This is a genomic window from Collinsella sp. CLA-AA-H302, from assembly GCF_040093305.1.
Taxonomy (GTDB): domain Bacteria; phylum Actinomycetota; class Coriobacteriia; order Coriobacteriales; family Coriobacteriaceae; genus Collinsella.
The window spans coordinates 167,830-186,564 of record NZ_JBBNJW010000002.1 but is presented as its reverse complement, the minus strand read 5'-3'; the positions used below and the strand labels follow the sequence as shown (position 1 = coordinate 186,564).

Sequence of the window (18,735 nt, the reverse complement as noted above, 5' to 3'; positions counted from 1 at the left end):
TTCGCGCCTTGCGAAAGCCGGCACCTCCCCTAACAGCCCGGCAATCAACAATGGCCCCACCCGGGGCCATTTTCATGTACATGGAGCGCTGATACACGCCCCGCTCTTATGCCTCGCGCAGCCAGTCGAACGCAACGCGCGGCGTGCCGTCCGACACATACACGACGCCGGCGCGCTCGAACCCCGCCTTCATGCTCGCACCCTGCATGGGCAAATTGTCCTGATGCGTGTCGATGCGCAGGTGATCGGCGCGCTCCTTGGCAAAGGCAAACATCGCAGCCGCGATACCGTGCACGGTGCCGTCGGACGCCACTCGGTGCAGTACGGCATACGGAGTGTCGCTACGCCATCGCCCGTCCTCAATGACGTCATAGCACTCGTCCGGACCCGGCAGAAAGGCAAACGTCGCCACCACGCGACCGTCGACTTCGCACACATAGCTGCCACCGGCGGCGATATCGGCAGCCACCTGCTCGACCGAAGGCGTGCCCTCGGGCCACTGCGTGGCGTTGCCATGCGCGCGCATAAAGGCGCGGGCCGCGTCATAGATAGCCATGACAGCGGGAATGTCGGTATCAAGGGTTTTTCTGATCATCACGCGACGACCTCACGTTTATTGGTATCACTTTGATTGAGCAATGATACCAGCGTTTAGAGAGGGGCGCGAAGCAGATGGGGAGCAAAAAGCGAGCCGCTTGGTCAAAGGCCAAAAGCGAGTTTTTGGGCGCTGCCACCGGCGGCGATATGAGCGACTTGTTTGCGCGCGAGGACGAGCGCCGCGACGCCCTGGACGCCGAGCGCGATGAAGCCTGGCGCTACAAGTCGTGCGAGCGCAAAAACCGTTACGACACGCGCGCCGAGGCCGAGGCCGTTATGGCCGACTGCGAAAACCGCGGGCGGCGCGGTTTGGCCTGCTACAAATGCGAATACTGCGGCGGGTGGCACCTGACGTCGCACCCTTGGAAATAGACCCCACATCGACACGGCGCTGACGGAGCACCAGCCATCGCACGCAAGCTACGGGCGCGGCGGCACCAAAACATCGTAACGAACGGCCTTGCCCGCAAGCTGATAGCTCGGCTTGACGCCGGCAAGCAGCGGCCCCTTCACCGGCCGTTTGATAACGACCTTGCGCGGCCGCACCGCAAGCGCAGCTTCGACCAGCGTCTCCTCATCGGCACACGGCTGTTCCAGATGGTGCAAGAGTTGGAACTTCTTTTTCACCGCCGCGCTCTTGGTGCGCCCGGGAAACATGGGGTCCAGATACACCACGTCGGGAGCGGTGAGCTCGCCCTGCCCGATCAGCTCAGCTGTATGGCGAAGGCCGGCAATGCTGTCCTCGCCCGCATGTAAGCGCATGCGCGCCACAGCTGTCGCAAGCGCCGGATCATCTGCCGCGCGATCCAAAGCATCCTTGAGGAGCGCCGCGATCACGCAATCCTGCTCATACAAATCGACCGCAAAACCCGCGGCAGCCAGCAGCAGCGAATCCTCGCCAAAGCCTGCCGTGGCGTCAATCGCCCATGGGCGCTCGACGCCCTTTGTGCGCGCAGCCTTCACCAGCAGCTCTTGCTGCAGACGACCCTGCTTGAGCCGCGGAAGCATGCGGCCAAAATCGGCACGCAGCTCCATCGTGCCATCGGTGAGCGTGAGGCCCTCGGACGTCCGCACGAGCTCGAGCCCAGCAGCCCGAGCAACAGAAAAGGGATCGACGACGCCCATGGACACTCCTTAGCAAGCAAAACGAATACGTGAGCGCCACCTCAGTTGGCACCCAACCGTCCGCTATTGTCCCACACGCGACATGGTCCACAGCATCCCAATGCAAAGCACCGCCATCAATCCCGTGCACACGGCAGCGATCACGGAATCGCCCATACGCCTTCCTAACGAACGCGGCTCACGCACTTGCTTGGCTCCGTACATCACGGCTCCTCCTTCGGTCCAGCTCTTACCATGGCCCCATCATCGCAGCGCCGCGCATACGCTGCCATCGATTTGACTTACGCCCAGCTTTCCTTTTTGAAAGGTTGGACCGTACAGGCAAGAGACGCTTTCAAACGCATGCATCGCCGCGTTGAACTACAATGTGCTTCACCATATGTGCAGCACATAGGGTGCGCCAGGTTGGCGTACTCGTATCGAAAGGACCAGCCATGAGCTTCACTCGCAAGACACTCAAAATCCTTGCCCTGATTTATTATGTTCTGGGCATCGCCAGTCTCGTCATTGGAATCGCCGGCATCGCGACCGGCAAGTTCGAGTCCACCTACGGACCGAACGCCATGCTCGCCACGGTCGTGCTTGTCGCCAAGGGCCTCATCGATCTCGCCGCAGGTGTTGCGGGCATCAAGGGCGCCAACAAGCCCTCGCAGGTGGATGGCGCGTTTAAGCTCGGCATCGTTGCCGCACTCGCCACGATTGCGCAGGCCGTGCTCACGCTTCCCGCGTTTGGCGGCGACGCCATCAACTATGGCGCCTTTGTCATCGTGGTGTACGACCTGTTCTTTATTCAGCAGGCACACGACATTAAGGCCGAAAACAAGGACCGCCTGTAGGCACCTGTCTCCCATAACCCCTGCTATCAAGCAACTAAAAGGGCCGATCGTGCATCCCCGCGGTCGGTCCTTTACGTTTGCCCAGATAAAACCTGCCAAAATAAACCTGTCCCTTTTTGGTAGGTTAGTGGCGGTACTCGGCGATGATGAAGTCGATGTCGGTCTGAAGAGTGTCCAAGTTTGCCAGGCGCTCTTTGTCGACGGGGCGCGTGCGGTAGTAGTACGGTGTCATCTGGAACACCGCCTCGATGTCAGCCTGGGTCTGGAGCGTAATGTTCGCAGACACCCGCTGCGTTCCGACCAACTCGAGCTCGGTAGTCTTCGGCAGCTTCTCGTCGTTAAGGTACGGTGTGTCGTAGAGCACCTCCTTGAGCCCAAACAGATGACGGGCACCCGGCACCACGGTGTAGAGCGAGCCCTCGGGCGCCAGCACGCGAGAAAACTCACGCTCGTTAAAGGGAGCAAAGAGTTCGGTCACCATATCAAAGGCGTCATCAGCCACGGGGATGTCCTTCATGTTGGCCACAAAGTAGGTCGCATCGCCGCGCTTGGCGGCCAGGCGCACCATCTCTTTGCCCAGGTCGAAACCGTAAGCATCCACGCCCGGCACCGCACCCATGGCGCTGGTGTAGTAGCCCTCGCCGCAGCAAATATCGAGCAAGGTCATGGGGCCGTTCGTAGACGCGGCACGTTCAGACACCCGCTCGCGCACCAGCTCGACCATCGCATCGCGCAACGGCGCATAGTATCCGCGGTTCAGAAAGTCACGACGGCTGCGCGCCTGCGACTTGGGATCGCCCATAGAGTCGCCGCTCTTGGACGAGCGCAGCAGATACAGATAGCCCTCGCGCGCACGGTCAAACCGGTGTCCGCCCGCACATGCAGCACCGCGCTCGTCGTCCACCAACGGCTCATGGCAAACGGGACACAACAACATGGCAACTCCTTAGCGCGGACAACACAACGCCCACCATTGTCGCACGCCTTCCCCACCTAGTCATTGGGGACGTTCTTAAATGACTAGTCGATTAGGAGTATCATCGTCTGCGCAAATAAGCATGGAAAAGCATATTAGAGATTGAGAGCGTATGGCTGATACCGCATCTAAGCACATTGACATGACCACCGGCTCGTTGTGGCGCAATATTCCCTTGTTCGCCTTCCCCGTGGCTGCCACGAGCATCTTGGAACAGTTGTCGAACCTCATCGCCACGGTCATCATCGGTAACTTCTCGGGCGACCAGGGAACCCTCGCCATGGCGGCGGTCGGCTCCAACGTGCCGCTCACCAGCCTTATGATCAACCTGTTTATTGGTCTGTCGCTTGGCTCCAACGTGGTCATCGCCAACGCCATCGGCCGCAACGACCAGAACATGGTCAAGCGCGCCGTCCATACCTCGATTCTGATGGCACTCGTGGGCTTTGTCGTTATCGCGCTGGGCGAGATCTTTGCCGAGCCCATGCTCGCCGCGCTCAACGTCCCCGCCGAAACCATGCCGCTCGCATCGCTCTACCTGCGCGTCTTTTTGCTCAGTATGCCCTCGATCTTGCTCTACAACTTTGAGGCCGCAATCTTCCGCTCCGTCGGCATCACCCGTATGCCGCTGCAGGCGCTTGCCGTGTCCACCGTCCTCAACATTGGCCTGGACCTCATCTTTGTCCCCGTGCTCCACTGGGGTGTCGCGGGCGTCGCCATCGCCACCGCCATCGCCTACACCGTCAGCGCCGCCACACTCTTTGTCCACCTGCTCAAGACCGACTCCGTCGTCCGCGTCACCCCACGCGACTTAGGCTTAGACCCCGTCGCCCTCAAGCGCATCGTCAAGATTGGCCTGCCCGCCGGCATCCAAAGCGCCGTCTTTGCCGTCGCCAACATCATTATCCAGTCCGCCATCAACAGCCTGGGCACCGAGGTCATGGCGGCATCCAGCGCCGCCATGAGCCTAGAGTATGTGTGCTACAACCTGCTCAACAGCTTTAGCCAGGCCTGCACCACCTTTGTGGGACAAAACCACGGCGCGCGACAGATCGACCGCTGCACCAAGACGCTCAAGGTCTGCCTGGTCGAAGGCGGCATCGTTGCACTCACCACGATTATCGTCATCGTCGGCTTGGGACGCGAGATCCTGGCGCTCTTCAACAGCGATCCCAATATCGTCTCGATCGGCTATATCCGCGTGTGCTCGATCTTCCCGGCGTACGCCTTTAGCATGTTCTACGAGAACATGTCCGGCTACCTGCGTGGCTTTGGCATCTCGCTCATGCCCGCCCTCATCACCATGATCTGTGTCTGCGGCATCCGCTTCTACTGGGTGTTCTGTGTCTTCCCGCACTTCCGCACCTTTGCGAACATCATGATGGTCTATCCCATCAGCCTGGGCACCACGGCGTTCTTTATGGTCGTGGCGGTATTGCTCTGCCACCCGGCACGCACCTACCGTCTGGCGCAAGCCAAGACTGCGGCGTGCTAGACACACTCACCAAGGCGGCACATCGGCAGCTAATTGACGATATGCGAGCTCATATAATCGATAAAGCGCCTCGTGGCGATAGGCATGGTGTCCCAGCTGCGCCAAGCCGCCACCACATCACGCGAGGGAGCGTGCACGATGGGGCGCACGCAGATATCGGCCTTCATGCCCTCGACCGTACGACGGTAGAGCATGCTCACGCCAAGGCCTTCCTCCACCATCGCCATAATGGTGTAGTCGTCGGTGACCTCACTCGTCACGTGCGGCGACAGCCCGTGCGCGGCAAAGGCATCGAGCACCAGACTCTGTTCGCCCTCATCCAGCAGCACAAACGGCTCGGACGCCAGGTCGGCGAGCGTCACCTTTTCCTTTGCCGTCAGCGGATGCGTGGCAGGCAACAGCGCCACCAACTCATCGTGATAGACCACGCGCTTCTGGAGCCCCGCGGTAAATCCGCGCGCCGTAAAGCAAAAGTCAACCACGCCATCGTGCACCCACTGGGCGTTGCGCGTGTAATCGCCCTGCTTGAGGGTAAAGCGCACACCTGGATGCAGGGCTCCAAAGTCTCGAATCACGCGCGGCAACACGGTACGACTCACGTTGGTAAACGTCGCGATGCGAATGTCAGTCGACGAAAGCCCCAGCAACTCCTGACGCTTGCCCTCGAGCTCGGCCTCGGCCGTTACGATCTGGCGCAGATACGGCAGATACTGCTTGCCGTCACGCGTAAGCGAGACGCCCTGCTTGCCGCGCTCGATAATCGTGGTGCCCAGCTCGCGCTCGAGCGCCTTGACAGCTTGGCTCACCGCGCTTTGCGTATAGCCCAGCTCGTCGGCCGCACGTTTCAGGCTGCCGCAATCGACCACCATACATACAATCTGATACCGCGATGCCATCGTGCCTCCACATCGATGTAGCCGTAAAACGTTTTGCCAGGGCTTTTTCTACTTGCATTAGTATTTCTTAATCATACTGAAGATACATTCGCTTTACTACATCCATCTCTGGGAGCAGAATCCTTTTTGCGAAACCGTTCTGTAACAAAAGGAGTCCCATGGATCGCAAAAAAGCAATCGCGCTCTCATTTTCCGTTCCCGTCGCATGGGGCTTTTCGTACCCCCTCATGAAGATCGGCATGGACAGCATGAACGCCACGAGCATTGTTGCGCTGCGCTGCATCATCGCCTTTGCGGCCTGTCTGCTGCTCTTCCACAAGCACGCGTTTCGCATCAACCGTGACGTGATGGTTCGCTCCGCCATCATCGGCGCCATCATGGCAACCGAGCTCACCTGCATGTGCTTGGGCTCCAGCCTTACCTCTGCCTCCACCGCTGGCTTTTTGCAGAGCCTGACAGTCGTGATCGTGCCGTTTGCCAACGCAGCCCTGCTGCGTCGCGCCCCCGAGCGCAAGGTGCTCATCGGCACCGCCATCGTCACCTGCGGCATGCTGCTGCTCTCGGGCGCCGACTTTACCAGCCTGAATCCCGGTGCGATGGTCATGCTGCTCTCGGCCTTTATCTATGCCGGACACATCATTGTCGCCAAGCGCTTTGTCGAAGAAGTCGATCCGCTGGCTCTAGGCGTTTGGCAGCTGGGCTTTGGTGGTCTGTTCTCGGGCATCGCCGCATGCACCTTTGGCGGTTTCACGCTCCCCAGCACGCCCAACGAGATCGTCGTTGTCGTTGCGCTCGCACTCATCTGCTCTGCCTACGGCTTTATCACCCAGACGCTCGTCCAGCCCCACGTGCCCGCCGAGACCACCGGCTTCGCCTTCTCGCTCGAGCCGGTCTGCTCTGCCGTCTTCTCGTTCTTCCTGGTCGGCGAGGTCCTGAGCCCCATCGCCTTCTTTGGCGCCGCCCTTATCCTCACTGGCGTTATGGTGGCAACCGTCGAGCTTCCGCGCCTTCGCGCACATGGACAGGCTCGCATGGCAGGAGCGCCCGAGCACGTCTCGTAGGCCCCACTCCTTGTGCAGCCGCGGCATACAGGTAACCGGTGCACCTTTACAATAGATGCCGACATAGCATCTGGCATAAAGGAGCTCCATGGACACCGCAACGCGCGACCGCAACATAGCAACTTGGTTGGGCGATGCGCCGCAGCCGGTACGTGACACGACGAACCAGCTGCTCAAGCGCATCGCCCTTCTGCGTGCCGAGCAGACCATCTACCCGGCACAAGACGACATCCTCAATGCCCTCGCCTACACGCCGGCCGACCTGGTCAAGGTAGTCATCTTGGGCCAGGACCCCTATCACGAACCCAACCAGGCCATGGGGCTGTCGTTTTCGGTCCCCGCGACGCAAACCAAACTACCGCCGAGCCTGCGCAACATCTATAAGGAACTCAACGCCGATCTGGGCTGCCCCGTTCCCGCCACGGGAGACCTAACCCCTTGGGCGCAACAAGGCGTGCTGCTCCTCAACACGACGCTCACCGTGCGCGAGCATGCCGCGAACTCGCATGCCAAGCTGGGCTGGAGCACGCTTACCGACTACGTTATCGAGCGCTGCTGTCAGCTGCCCCAGGCGGTCGTCTTTTTGGCATGGGGCCGCTTTGCCCAGCAGATGGTCGAGGGCAAGCTCGCCGCGACCGGCGCGGACAAGGCAGGCGGCAAGTTCTGCCTAGCCTCTACGCACCCCTCGCCGCTTTCGGCAAACCGAGCCACGGCGGAACTCCCCGCTTTTATGGGGTCGCGCCCCTTCTCCGCTGCCAACGAGTTGCTCAAGCAAAACGGCAGCAGCCCCATCGACTGGGGCTGCCTCGGCTAGAAACAAAAATAAAAACGCGCCCGACGGCTTCCATCGGGCGCGTTTTGTTACTCGGGCCAGATAAACTGGGTGCGGCCGGCCTCGCCGCCATCGATGAGCAGACTCTGCCCGGTCATAAATCGGTTGGTCACGCCCACAAAGTAGATCCACTCGGCGATTTCTTGGGCGGTAGCCCAGCGCTTAAGCGGCGTGAGTTCCATGATCTGGCTCCACAGGCGCTCGTCTTCCATCACGCAACGGTTGAGCGGCGTGATGACGCCACCCGGGTCCACGCTGTTGGCGATGGCCTGCGGCGCCAAGCGGTTTGCAAGGTTTTTGGTGTAGGCGATAACGCCGCCCTTGCTGGCGGCATAGGCGGGAAACTCCGATCCCGTATGTCCGCTCGCCGACCCCACATTGACCACGGATTTGATAGCCGGTGCGGGCTTGGCGGCAAGCCCCTCCCCCACAAAGGCGTAGCGTTCGGTCACGTTGATGGTGCCGCATAGATTGGCGGCAATGTCGTCGGCCGAATCCTGCGTGCCGGCGACGTTCACGATCACCTGAGGCTCAAGGCCGCCCGGAAACGAATCCGGCTCGCGGACATCAACGATCAGATGGCGATAGCACTCGTGCTCGACGGCTGCCGGCAGCAGGTCAAAGCCCACGACCTCGTGGCCCTCGTCCAAAAAGCGTTGCACGCACGCGGCTCCGATACCGCCCGAAGCGCCCGTGATCAAAACCCGCATACTTGCTCCTTAGGCGGTTGCGTGGCGCTCGAGGTACTCGGCGCCCACATTCTCGCGCTCCCAGCCGCGCACGACCTTGTAGCCCACGGGGCTCAGGAAGACCTCGCACAGCAGCTCGGCGACGGCGCCGGTCAGCGAGCACATAAGAACCTGCACCCAGGTCCAACCAAAGAACGTATGGCTCACCACAATGGCAAAGACCAGATTGTCGACAAACTGACCGATGCCCGTGGACACATAGGAGCGGAAGGCAAAGCTCGCAAAGTTATTCTTTTTGAGCATACGGCCGAGCGACTGGTTGAGCGTGGAGTTAACCACGGCAGAAACGAGCATTGCCAGCGAAGAGCCCAGCACCACGTACCAGGTGCCGCCGATGGTGGCGTTAAGGGCCGTGTTGACCTCGATCATACCCGTGTCGTAGTAGGCGCCCCACATGCCGGGCGTGAGCGAGCATGCCCAAAAGCACAGGCTCACGGCCAGGTTGACCAGCAGCGCGAGGATAGAGATTTTGATGGATGCCTTGGCGCCAAAGCGCTTGCAGATCATGTCCTGGCACAAAAACGAAACCCAGCTCACCACAAAGCCGCAATCGAGTGCCAGATACGGCAGGCTGATAAGCTCTTTGTTGGCCAGCAGGTTCATCATGATGACGCTCACGAAAAACAGCGAAACCGTTGCCGCGGGAATGCTCCGCAACAGGACCTTGTAGTCCTCCATGACCTTCTTGATCATTATGTACTCCTTTGGTTTTAGGTTTAACGAGCAGGATATCGGACCCGAACTGCTCGGACGTCACGGTCTTGAGACGACGGTGGGTATGATAGCCGCTCACACGGCATCAGGCAAGCAAACGGCGCGGCAGCCCCGCAGGGCCACCGCGCCGATGCGCTAAAAGGCTACGTTGCCAAACTCCGACAGGATGAGGTCGGGGTTGTGGTCGGTCGCCCAGTCCACGTTCCACGGGCTCGTGAACAGCAGCAGCTTACCGCCGCGCATGTCCTCGACGCGCAGGGTGTCGCGCGTGAGCGAAAGGCCCGGGATATCGATGGTGTCGGGGTCGTTCTGGATCCAGCGGATGTCCGTATAGGGCAGCGGTTGGCGACGAACCTCGACACGGTACTCGGCCTTCAGGCGGCGCTCGAGTACCTCAAACTGCAGCACGCCGACCACGCCCACAATGACGCTCTCCATGCCGGCACCCAGCTCGCGGAAGATCTGGATGGCACCCTCCTGGGCAAGCTCCTCCATACCCTTGACGAACTGCTTGCGCTTGAGCGTATCGACCTGCGTAATGCGAGCGAACATCTCGGGGGCAAACGTCGGGATCTGCGGATACTGCACGCGGCGCTTACCAGAGCACACGGTGTCGCCGATGCTAAAGATACCCGGGTCGAACAGGCCCACGATATCGCCCGCGTACGCCTCGTCCACGATGGCGCGGTCATCGGCCATCATCGACGTGCCCGTGGCAAGCTTTAGCTTGCGGTTACCCTGCACGTGGAAGGCGTCCATGCCGCGCTCGAACTTGCCCGAGCAAATGCGCACAAAGGCGATGCGGTCACGGTGGTTCTTGTCCATGTTGGCCTGGATCTTAAACACAAAGCCGCTAAAGTCGTCGCGGCAGGGATCGACCGGTTCGCTGGTAAGCGTATCGGTATAGGCGCGCGGCGTCGGGGCCAGGCGCAGGAACTCCTTGAGGAAGGGCTCCACGCCAAAGTTGGTGAGCGCCGAGCCAAAGAACGCCGGGCTCAGCTTGCCGCAGGCCACGGCATCCAAGTCGAGCACGTCGCCGGCGCCATCGAGCAGCTCGATGTCGTCCATCAGGTTCTTATGGTTCTCCTCGCCGATGAGCTCGTCCATGGAAGGATCGCCCAGCTCGGCCTCGACCTCGGCGACCTTCTTGGTGGCGTTGGCATGACCGTCGCCCTCAAAGGCGATAACGCGACGGGTCTGACGGTCGAACACGCCGCGGAAGTTGCGGCCGCTGCCGATCGGCCAGTTCATGGGATACGTATTGATACCCAGGACGTTCTCGATCTCTTCCATGAGCTCAAACGGATCACGAGCCTCGTGGTCGAGCTTGTTCACAAAGGTGAAGATGGGAATGTGGCGCAGCGTACAGACCTTAAAGAGCTTTTTGGTCTGGGCCTCGACGCCCTTAGCGCCGTCGATGACCATAACCGCGGCGTCGGCGGCCATAAGGGTACGGTAGGTATCCTCCGAGAAGTCCTGGTGGCCGGGGGTATCGAGGATGTTGACGCAGGCGCCATTATAGGTGAACTGCAGCACCGAGGAGGTAACGGAAATGCCGCGCTCCTTCTCGATGTCCATCCAGTCCGAGACGGCGTGCTTGGCCGAGCTCTTGCCCTTGACCGAACCGGCAGTCTGGATGCTGCCGGTATAGAGCAGCAGCTTCTCGGTAAGCGTGGTCTTACCGGCGTCCGGGTGGCTGATGATCGCGAATGTGCGGCGCGACGAGATTTCATCCGACAGGCTTGCCATGCGGATCCTTTCTTGCATTGAGTGCATTACGTCGATGTAACCGCACCATTGTAGCCGCGAAATCCCGCCATAGGGCACCTATCAGGACAAATTCATCAGTTGGGGCCTGGGTAGCCGGCCCAATCCGAATTTGTCTCTTGCGTAACTGTACATAGTGTATATATACTGTGCTTACCGGTTATATACACGTGTAGCCCAACAGCTAAGGAGCCGCTGTGGACATCATCCTATCCAATTCGAGCGACAAGCCCATCTACGAGCAAATAGCCTCGCAAGTCAAAGCTCAGATCCTTTCGGGCGCGCTCGCTGCGGGAGCCAAACTCCCCAGCATCCGTGCACTCGCGAGCGATCTTGGCGTGAGTGTCATCACCACCAAGCGCGCCTACGCCGACCTGGAGCAACTCGGCTTTATCTGCACCGTGCAGGGCAAGGGCTGTTTTGTCGCCGAGGGCAACCAAGAACTCTTGCGCGAAAATCAGCTCTGCCATATCGAAGAGCTGCTTGCGAAAGCGGCGAGCCAAGCCGAAGCCTTGGGCGTCACGCGCGACAAGCTGCACGAGATGCTCGACCTCGTAGCCCCCGAAACCATGCAGTAGCCATCTGCAAGAAAGGCTATACCATGCAAAAGTTGCTAGAACTCAAAGGTGTATCGCGCCGCGTGAGCGACCGCTTTTCACTGCGCGACGTCACGCTTGCCGTGGAGCCCGGCCAGATCGTTGGCTTTGTGGGCGCAAATGGCGCCGGCAAGACGACGACCATTCGCGCCGCGCTTGGGCTTATAAAGCCCGATGCCGGCGAGGTGCATCTGCTTGGACAGCGCTGCGACGCCAACGCGCCCGACGAGACGCAGCGCCACCTGCGCTCCCGCATCGGGCTTGTCCTGGACACGTGTCCCTTCCCCTCCACGCTCAAGGTGGGCCAGGTCGAGAAGCTCGTAGGCCCGGCATACCCCACGTGGAGCTGCGAAACGTTCGCCGGATTCATCGACCGATTTGGCCTCGATCCCAAGACGAAGGTCAAGGACCTCTCCCGCGGCATGGGCATGAAGCTGCAGCTCGCCTGTGCGCTCAGCCACAATGCCAAGCTGCTCGTTTTGGACGAAGCCACCGCGGGCCTCGATCCCATGGCGCGCGAGGAACTGCTCGACGAGTTGCTTGCCTTTGTCGCCGACGGCCAGCACAGCGTGCTGCTCTCGAGCCACATTACATCCGACCTCGATCGCACTGCCGACCGCGTCATCTGCATCGATAACGGCTCGATTGTGTTTGACCTGCCGCGCGAGGACATTACCGACCGAGCCGGCATCGCCCACTGCACCCAAGCACAGGCCGCAGAGCTTATGGCTTGCGTCGAAGGCGCCCGTGCCGCCCACCACGCCTATAGCGTGGACGTGCTCGTACCCAACCGTCGCGAGGCGCTCGAGGCCTTCCCCGAGATTCCCTGCGACCGGGCAACCATTGATGACTATCTTCGCCTCATACTGAAAGGGGCTTCGAAATGAAACGCGCCTTTATGTCTGAGCTCGCCATCGTCCGCACGCTTGTCCCGAGCATCGCGGGCGTCGGCCTGTTCATCTTCGTCGTACTGACCCTCGCCAACGCATCGGATGGCGATGCCAGTATGAGCGCCGGCGCCTGCGCGGTCAGTGCCATGTCGCCCATCGTGGTCATGAACTCGCTGGCCGGCTACGACAATCAAAACGGATGGGAGCGCTATCGGGCAACGCTGCCCCTCTCGCGCAAAGACATCATCTGCGCACGTTACCTCTGCATTGTTGCCTTCTCGGCCATCATGGCGTGCGCGACCGTGCTTTTGAGCACCATCACTCTTCCGTTCTTCGATCACACGGGCATGCCCTCGACGGGACAGATCGTCTTTGAGACCACAATAGCCTCCGCCGCATCGATGCTCATCTCCCTCATGATGGTGTTTCTGGCACAGCCGCTGTTCTTTCGATTTGGACACATGGAGGCGCTGCGCCTTTCCGTCGGCCTGTTTGCCCTGCTCGGATGCCTTGCCATGGCCACGCTGAGCTCCTCCAACCCCATCAGCAACTGGCTCATGTCGATTGCTGGGGCGAATCCCAATCCTGCCGTCCTCGGCTGCCTGTGCGCAGGAATTGCCGTACTGGCCCTCGCGCTATGTGCAATCAGCTGCACCGTCAGCACCAAGGTCTATCGAGCACGCGATTTGTAGCCACACGAAACTTGACCCACGTAGGCCACAATCGGTCGCAATCGCCCATCCGCAAATCCATGACAAACGGCATGTCCCCGGCGTGCGCCACCGTACTACTTGCGCAGCGGCTTGGGCAGCGGAATGCCGGCGGCGATGGCTGCAGCGATAATCATGCAGACAATGCCCTTGAGCGGGAAACACATGAGCAGTAGGCCCACGACCATGATCGGCTGACGCATGACCGCACCCATCGTTGATGCCGTGCAGACGGCGACACAAAAGACCGGATCGGCGCCAGTGAGGATGGCAAGGCCGTAGCCCAGGCTCACACCCGAGAAGATAACCGGGAAGAAGTGGCCGCCACGCCAGCCCATATTGATGAGGGCGGGGGTCAGCATGGCCTTAACAAGACCGGTCGCGATGAGCACACCGGCGGGGATGGTAAGATAGGTTTCCATAAGCACGTCGGCCTGGGTCTCACCGGCAAACATGGTATAAGGCAGAACTGTGCCGCAGATGGCGAGCGCCAGGCCAGCCAGCATGGCCTTGACGACGGGGCGCTCCCCTATTGCATGGGACAGCGCCTCACTTGCATGCTCGGAGACAAAGTACAGCCAACCGCATACGGTGCCGACCAACGCCAGCGGAATGAGCCAGACAAGTTCCAGGTTGCCCACCTCGGCAGCCTCGAACCTCGGCATGCCCATGCCGCCACCCATAAGCTGTCCGAGCAGCAGGTAGGTGCCCAGACCGCCGGCAATCGCAATGCCGTAGACCACAGTCTTTTGCGCCTTGGGGAGCTTGATGGTGATCTCATCGGATGCGGGGTCCTCGTCGCCGTCGGCGCTACCGGCGAGCGGCGCCACAAAGCCAAACACGGGCGCGGTAAAGAGCGCCGTCAGGGCAGCCTGGGTACCCAGCAGCGTAAGCTCCCTAAACTCGGCGCCAAAGCGGCGCATGCGGTCGCCGACCCAGCTGCACAGACCCGCGATAACGCCGGTCAGGCCGGCCTCCGGTCCAATGCTTCCGCCAAACAGCAGCGGCAGCAATGCCGCGAGCGAAAGCTTGCCCAGGTTGTCGTACGGGTAGCGACCGTCTTGTTTAACCTTGGCCATCACCTGGTTGAGGTCATCGGTCTTGGTGCCCGTCATCTTTTCGTACAGACCGATCAGCAGGCCGCCCAGCAAGCAGACGAAAAACGGGTACGGCAAAAAGCCGAACGGGCCACTCGCGAGCTCGGGCGAAGCGACGCCCAGCATGTGGGGGATCTCGGTCCACAGATAGTCGATACCGTACTCCATCACAAAAAAGAACAGCCAGACCGCGGCGCCTGCGAACGCACCGGTCACGGCAACGCTAACTAAAAACAGCGCTCGGTTTTTGGGTTTTGCAAGATTATCCATCGGGTCCTCCCGCGGTCAAAATCGACAAGGATACGTTTTATTGTAGAGTGAGCGTTGCCCGAACGAACCAACCATCTGCGCTGCAAACGGCACCATTGGGAGTCATAGTGGGGCAGGCTCAAGACTTATCCGGTAATAATCGAGGCAATCTCGCGCAAATCGTCGGCAAAGTAGATGCCGTACTGGCGCTGCGGGCTCGATAAGCCCTTATCAATCATGTGTCCGAGCAGCGCCTTGAGGTCGTTGTAGTAACCGTCCAGGTTATACAGGATGCACGGAGCACTCAAGTGCCCCAACGACACGGCGGACATGACCTCGGCAATCTCCTCGAGCGTGCCCGTACCGCCCGGGAAGGCGATGAAGGCATCACCAAGCTCGATCATCTTGGCCTTGCGCTCGGCCATGTCGCTCGTCACGATGAGGTCGTCAATACCGTCGTGTTGAAACTCTGCCTCGATAAAAAAGCTCGGCTCAACGCCCGTCACATGCCCGCCAGCATCGAGCACGCTATCGGCAAGCGCGCCCATCAGGCCCGACTTGGAGCCGCCGTATACCAGCGCGTGGCCGTTGGAGCCAATCCACGTGCCGAGCTCTCGCACTGCAGGCAGAAACGCCAGGTCGTTGCCGACGCTCGCGCCCAGGTATACCGTGATATTCATATTCAGTCCCCCTCGTCGTGACGCACGTCGCCCGTTCTAGCGTTGGCGTCGGCGATATTCGCGCACACGGCGCGATAGGTCGGCAAGCTCGTCACGATCGAGCTCTTCCAAATGCTCAAGATCGTCCATAAAGCGCGCCATGGTGTCCTTTTGGCGCATCTTGATGAGCGTATTGCAGTAGTTCACCGCCACGCCCGTGAGCATGGCGATGTAGAAGATGCTGATGACGCTCAAAACGACAGTGATAGCGCGGGCAACCGGCGTTTCGGCCGGGATATCGCCAAAGCCGATGGTCGATACGGTCTCAAAGCTAAACCAGAGGCCGTCGCCAAACGTAAGGGTCGTGGGCTCGGACAGCCAGACGGCCGTCGAGCACAGCAGATAGAAGACGAGAAACAGGCCCGTGATGCGTGCAAAGCCAGCCTGGCGCAACACGTCGGCAAGCGTCCTCAACTTGTTCATCGCGACCCCTTTTCCAGACGCCCAATCACATTCGCTCGTTATTGTCCCACACCCGGCAGAAAGGGACTGTCCCCAACTGCCGGGAGTGACCGTTTAGCGGTGCGGCGGCTGAATGGGCAGGCTGAGCTGGTATCCTTATGCGAAACTGTCTCAACTCGATAGGATTTCATGTGAAACCTTCCGCCGTCCTTCGCTTGGCTCTATATCGCACCCTGGCCGTCGCGCTTGCCGCGCTCACCGTACTGAGCGCCGCCCTGCCCGCACCCGCCTTTGCCGCTGACTCAGACCAGCAGGTCAAGACAGTCCGCGTTGGCTGGCTCGTCAACAATGCAGGCTTCCAGGAAGGCATGCCGGGCGAGCGTCTCTCGGGATGGGGCTACGAGTACCTCCAGACCCTCTCGTATTACACAAAGGGTTGGCAATACGAATACGTCAGCGGCACCTTCACCGAGCTCATGGACATGCTCGAGGCAGGTGAAATCGACCTCATGCCCAACATCTCATATTCAGAAGAACGCGAGCAGAAGCTGCTCTTTTCCTCGAACCCCGAAGGCACCGAGCGCTACTACATCTACGCCAAGCCCGATCGCGACGATTTGGCCAAGGGCGATCCACAAGCGCTCCAAGGCCTCACCATCGGCTGCAACTCCGGCGTTATGCAAACCACCGTCGGCCAGCAGTGGCTCGCCAACGAAGGCATCACCTGCACTTATAAAGAAATCGACACCGGCAGCGCCCTCTTTGATGCGCTTGCAGACGACGAGGTCGACGCCGTCATCATGAACGACACTATTTCGTCGCCCGATGCGTCGCCCATGTTCTATGTAGGCTCGAGCGACTACTATTTCGCCGTTCCCAAAAGCCGTCCCGATTTGATGGACGACATCAATGCCGCCATGACGACAATCTCCCGCGTCAACCCGCGCTATAACGACGAAGTCAAATCGAGCTACTCGGCCCAAAACAGCGGCTCATCATCGCTCGCCGCTGCCGAAACCTCCTGGCTCAAGGCAAACGACAACACCATCACGCTCGGCTATCTTGTCAACCAGCTTCCCTACTGCACGCAAAATGACGATGGCGAGATGGAGGGATCGCTCACCTCGCTTGCAACGACGCTGCATGACAAGTTTGGCATTACGGTTAAAACCGTCGCATTCTCAAACAACGAGAAGATGGTTGGAGCCCTTTCCGACGGAACCATCGATGCCGCCCTGCCATTCTTTCGCGACTACTGGCTTGCCGAACAGAAGGGGGTCACCCAGTCAAACTCGATGGGAACGATTTCCCTAACCGCTATTCACGTCAGTAACGACCTAGACAGCGACCTAAAGAACATCGCTTGCACAGAGAACGCGATCATCAACCGGTTTGAGCTCGAAAGCCTCTTCCCCGACGCGACGGTAACCGAATATCCGAATAAAGACGAAGCGCTCAATGCTCTCCGTGTGGGAAAGGCACATTGCATCGTTGTCCCCAGCACGCGCCTGGAAACCATCCGCGACACCTACGACATCGAGGATTTCGAAACACAGGAACTCACCAACACGGCAGAACTATCGTGCATGATTCCGCGCGGCAAACCCGAGCTGTTGGGAATCATCAATAAGGGCATCATCAATGCAGGCGAATCGCTCTCTGCGAGCAGCTATTCCCCCACATCGTACTCGGCGCAAGAATCGGACACGTTCCAGTTTGTCTACCGCAACCGCACCGCCATTGCGACCGCTATCATCTGCATGTTGCTCACCGGCATCGCCATCCTTGTCTGGTCGCTTCAACGCGCACAGGAAGCACGGCAGAAAGCCGACGCCGCCAACGCCGCCAAAACCGCTTTCCTCACGCGCATGAGCCACGACATCCGCACGCCGCTCAACGGCATCCTGGGCCTTATCGAAATTGAGGAATTGAGAGAAGGCGACATGCAGGTCGCCCGCGAAAGCCGCGCCAAGGCGCGCGTTGCCGCCAATCACCTGCTGTCACTGATTAATGACATCCTCGAGATGGGCAGGATCGAGGAGCGCAAAGTGACGCTCGAGCACGAATCATTCAACCTTAAAGAGCTGTGCGACAATGCGCTCGTACTGTGCAAGCTCCGCGCATCGGACCGCGGCATAACCATGCTCGACACCAGCGAGCCCTACGCTGTCGACCAATATATGATCGGCAGCCCCACCCATATTCGGCAGATCCTTGTCAACCTGCTCGACAACAGCATCAAGTACAACAAGCACGGAGGCACCGTCACGTTCTCATCGACCATCAAACCGGTCGACGACGAGCACGCCGTGTTTTGCTTTAGCGTCTCGGATACCGGCATTGGTATGACGCCCGAGTTTTTGACGCGCATTTACGAGCCGTTTGCCCAGGAAGGCGACGATGCGCGCAGCAAGTTCCAAGGAACCGGCATTGGCATGTCTATCGTCAAATCGCTCATCGATATGATGGGCGGCACGATTGAGATTTCGAGTGAGGTTGGCGTGGGGAGTACGTTTGACGTCCGGATTCCGCTCGATATCGACAAGGACCCTCGGGCAAGAGAATGTGCGGACGAGCAGGCGATCAGCTGCTCGCTTGCCGGCATGAACGTTCTTTTGGCCGAAGACAACGAGCTCAATGCCGAGATTGCCCAGACTCTGCTCGAAGGCGAGGGCATCGTTGTAACGCGTGCCGCCGACGGAAACGAAGCGGTCGACCTATACGTTGGTCATCCCGCTGGCAGCTTCGATGCGATCCTGATGGATATCATGATGCCAGGCATGGATGGCTACGAGGCAGCCCGCGCGATTCGCCTGAGCGAGAAGGCCGATGCAGCCGACATCCCCATCATCGCGCTCACCGCCAACGCCTTTGTCGAGGACGCTAAGGCGGCACACGATGCCGGCATGAACGCCCATCTGCCCAAACCGCTCGACTTTAACAAGCTCAAAAACATGCTCGCCTGCATCAAGGAAAACGGTGTTGTTTCGTTATAGTTTGTGCTCAACCACCCTGCACCGTTAG

General features: G+C 59.9%; 19 protein-coding genes. 9 read left to right on the top strand and 10 right to left on the bottom strand.

Annotated elements, in window-relative coordinates; all coding sequences use genetic code 11:
• Positions 1-106: 106 nt before the first annotated feature.
• On the bottom strand, positions 107-595 hold the full coding sequence (locus AAAV21_RS02110) for an N-acetyltransferase (protein WP_349107124.1): 489 nt from the start codon (positions 593-595) through the stop codon (positions 107-109).
• Positions 596-672: 77 nt separating this feature from the next.
• On the opposite strand from AAAV21_RS02110, the gene AAAV21_RS02105 reads away from it, so the two are divergent.
• Positions 673-969 (top strand): hypothetical protein, encoded by a 297-nt coding sequence (locus AAAV21_RS02105; protein ID WP_055310006.1) that lies wholly within the window; start codon positions 673-675, stop codon positions 967-969.
• A 48-nt stretch (positions 970-1,017) separates the two neighbouring features.
• Here AAAV21_RS02105 and AAAV21_RS02100 read toward each other — a convergent pair whose 3' ends face one another.
• Entirely contained in the window at positions 1,018-1,722 is a 705-nt protein-coding gene (locus AAAV21_RS02100) for a class I SAM-dependent methyltransferase (protein WP_346971845.1), read from the bottom strand.
• Positions 1,723-2,156: 434 nt separating this feature from the next.
• On the opposite strand from AAAV21_RS02100, the gene AAAV21_RS02095 reads away from it, so the two are divergent.
• Positions 2,157-2,558 carry a hypothetical protein gene (locus AAAV21_RS02095; RefSeq protein ID WP_349107122.1) on the top strand — a complete coding sequence of 134 codons (402 nt, stop codon included), beginning with the start codon at positions 2,157-2,159 and terminating at the stop codon, positions 2,556-2,558.
• Positions 2,559-2,682: 124 nt separating this feature from the next.
• Here AAAV21_RS02095 and AAAV21_RS02090 read toward each other — a convergent pair whose 3' ends face one another.
• Entirely contained in the window at positions 2,683-3,495 is an 813-nt protein-coding gene (locus tag AAAV21_RS02090; RefSeq protein WP_349107120.1) for a putative RNA methyltransferase, read from the bottom strand.
• A gap of 151 nt (positions 3,496-3,646) precedes the next feature.
• On the opposite strand from AAAV21_RS02090, the gene AAAV21_RS02085 reads away from it, so the two are divergent.
• Complete coding sequence (locus AAAV21_RS02085) at positions 3,647-5,029, top strand: MATE family efflux transporter (protein WP_349107117.1); 1,383 nt, start codon at positions 3,647-3,649, stop codon at positions 5,027-5,029.
• A gap of 29 nt (positions 5,030-5,058) precedes the next feature.
• On the opposite strand, the gene AAAV21_RS02080 is transcribed toward AAAV21_RS02085, so the two are convergent.
• Entirely contained in the window at positions 5,059-5,925 is an 867-nt protein-coding gene (locus AAAV21_RS02080; protein ID WP_349107115.1) for a LysR family transcriptional regulator, read from the bottom strand.
• A gap of 158 nt (positions 5,926-6,083) precedes the next feature.
• Between AAAV21_RS02080 and AAAV21_RS02075 the strand changes: the two genes are divergently transcribed.
• Both AAAV21_RS02075 and AAAV21_RS02070 read left to right on the top strand, forming a co-directional pair.
• Complete coding sequence (locus tag AAAV21_RS02075) at positions 6,084-6,986, top strand: DMT family transporter (protein ID WP_349107114.1); 903 nt, start codon at positions 6,084-6,086, stop codon at positions 6,984-6,986.
• A gap of 88 nt (positions 6,987-7,074) precedes the next feature.
• Complete coding sequence (locus tag AAAV21_RS02070) at positions 7,075-7,800, top strand: uracil-DNA glycosylase (protein WP_349107111.1); 726 nt, start codon at positions 7,075-7,077, stop codon at positions 7,798-7,800.
• A gap of 47 nt (positions 7,801-7,847) precedes the next feature.
• Here the strand turns inward: AAAV21_RS02070 and AAAV21_RS02065 are convergent, their stop codons facing one another.
• The 3 genes from AAAV21_RS02065 to AAAV21_RS02055 form a co-directional block, all read right to left on the bottom strand.
• On the bottom strand, positions 7,848-8,528 hold the full coding sequence (locus AAAV21_RS02065) for an SDR family oxidoreductase (protein WP_349107110.1): 681 nt from the start codon (positions 8,526-8,528) through the stop codon (positions 7,848-7,850).
• A 9-nt stretch (positions 8,529-8,537) separates the two neighbouring features.
• A complete protein-coding gene (locus AAAV21_RS02060; protein ID WP_349107108.1) occupies positions 8,538-9,260 on the bottom strand; it encodes a VUT family protein in 723 nt (240 codons plus the stop codon).
• A gap of 156 nt (positions 9,261-9,416) precedes the next feature.
• The gene (locus AAAV21_RS02055) at positions 9,417-11,030 is read right to left on the bottom strand and encodes a peptide chain release factor 3 (RefSeq protein ID WP_349107107.1); all 1,614 of its coding nucleotides are present in this window, start codon (positions 11,028-11,030) and stop codon (positions 9,417-9,419) included.
• 215 nt (positions 11,031-11,245) lie between these two features.
• Between AAAV21_RS02055 and AAAV21_RS02050 the strand changes: the two genes are divergently transcribed.
• From AAAV21_RS02050 to AAAV21_RS02040, 3 genes are read left to right on the top strand one after another with little or no spacing between them, the layout of a single operon-like run.
• The gene (locus AAAV21_RS02050) at positions 11,246-11,626 is read left to right on the top strand and encodes a GntR family transcriptional regulator (RefSeq protein ID WP_117640582.1); all 381 of its coding nucleotides are present in this window, start codon (positions 11,246-11,248) and stop codon (positions 11,624-11,626) included.
• A gap of 23 nt (positions 11,627-11,649) precedes the next feature.
• Positions 11,650-12,531 (top strand): ABC transporter ATP-binding protein, encoded by an 882-nt coding sequence (locus AAAV21_RS02045; RefSeq protein WP_118333974.1) that lies wholly within the window; start codon positions 11,650-11,652, stop codon positions 12,529-12,531.
• Positions 12,528-13,226: an ABC-2 transporter permease gene (locus AAAV21_RS02040; protein WP_117805923.1), complete on the top strand. Its 699-nt coding sequence runs from the start codon at positions 12,528-12,530 to the stop codon at positions 13,224-13,226. Before AAAV21_RS02045 ends, AAAV21_RS02040 begins: the two co-directional genes overlap by 4 nt.
• A 95-nt stretch (positions 13,227-13,321) precedes the next feature.
• Here the strand turns inward: AAAV21_RS02040 and AAAV21_RS02035 are convergent, their stop codons facing one another.
• The 3 genes from AAAV21_RS02035 to AAAV21_RS02025 form a co-directional block, all read right to left on the bottom strand.
• Positions 13,322-14,611, bottom strand: a complete 1,290-nt coding sequence (locus tag AAAV21_RS02035) for a chloride channel protein (protein ID WP_349107106.1) — start codon at positions 14,609-14,611, stop codon at positions 13,322-13,324.
• 125 nt (positions 14,612-14,736) lie between these two features.
• Entirely contained in the window at positions 14,737-15,270 is a 534-nt protein-coding gene (locus AAAV21_RS02030; protein ID WP_349107104.1) for a TIGR00730 family Rossman fold protein, read from the bottom strand.
• Positions 15,271-15,306: 36 nt separating this feature from the next.
• Positions 15,307-15,732 (bottom strand): potassium channel family protein, encoded by a 426-nt coding sequence (locus AAAV21_RS02025; RefSeq protein ID WP_055252221.1) that lies wholly within the window; start codon positions 15,730-15,732, stop codon positions 15,307-15,309.
• A 170-nt stretch (positions 15,733-15,902) separates the two neighbouring features.
• Between AAAV21_RS02025 and AAAV21_RS02020 the strand changes: the two genes are divergently transcribed.
• Positions 15,903-18,707 carry a transporter substrate-binding domain-containing protein gene (locus AAAV21_RS02020; RefSeq protein WP_349107103.1) on the top strand — a complete coding sequence of 935 codons (2,805 nt, stop codon included), beginning with the start codon at positions 15,903-15,905 and terminating at the stop codon, positions 18,705-18,707.
• Positions 18,708-18,735: the final 28 nt, after the last annotated feature.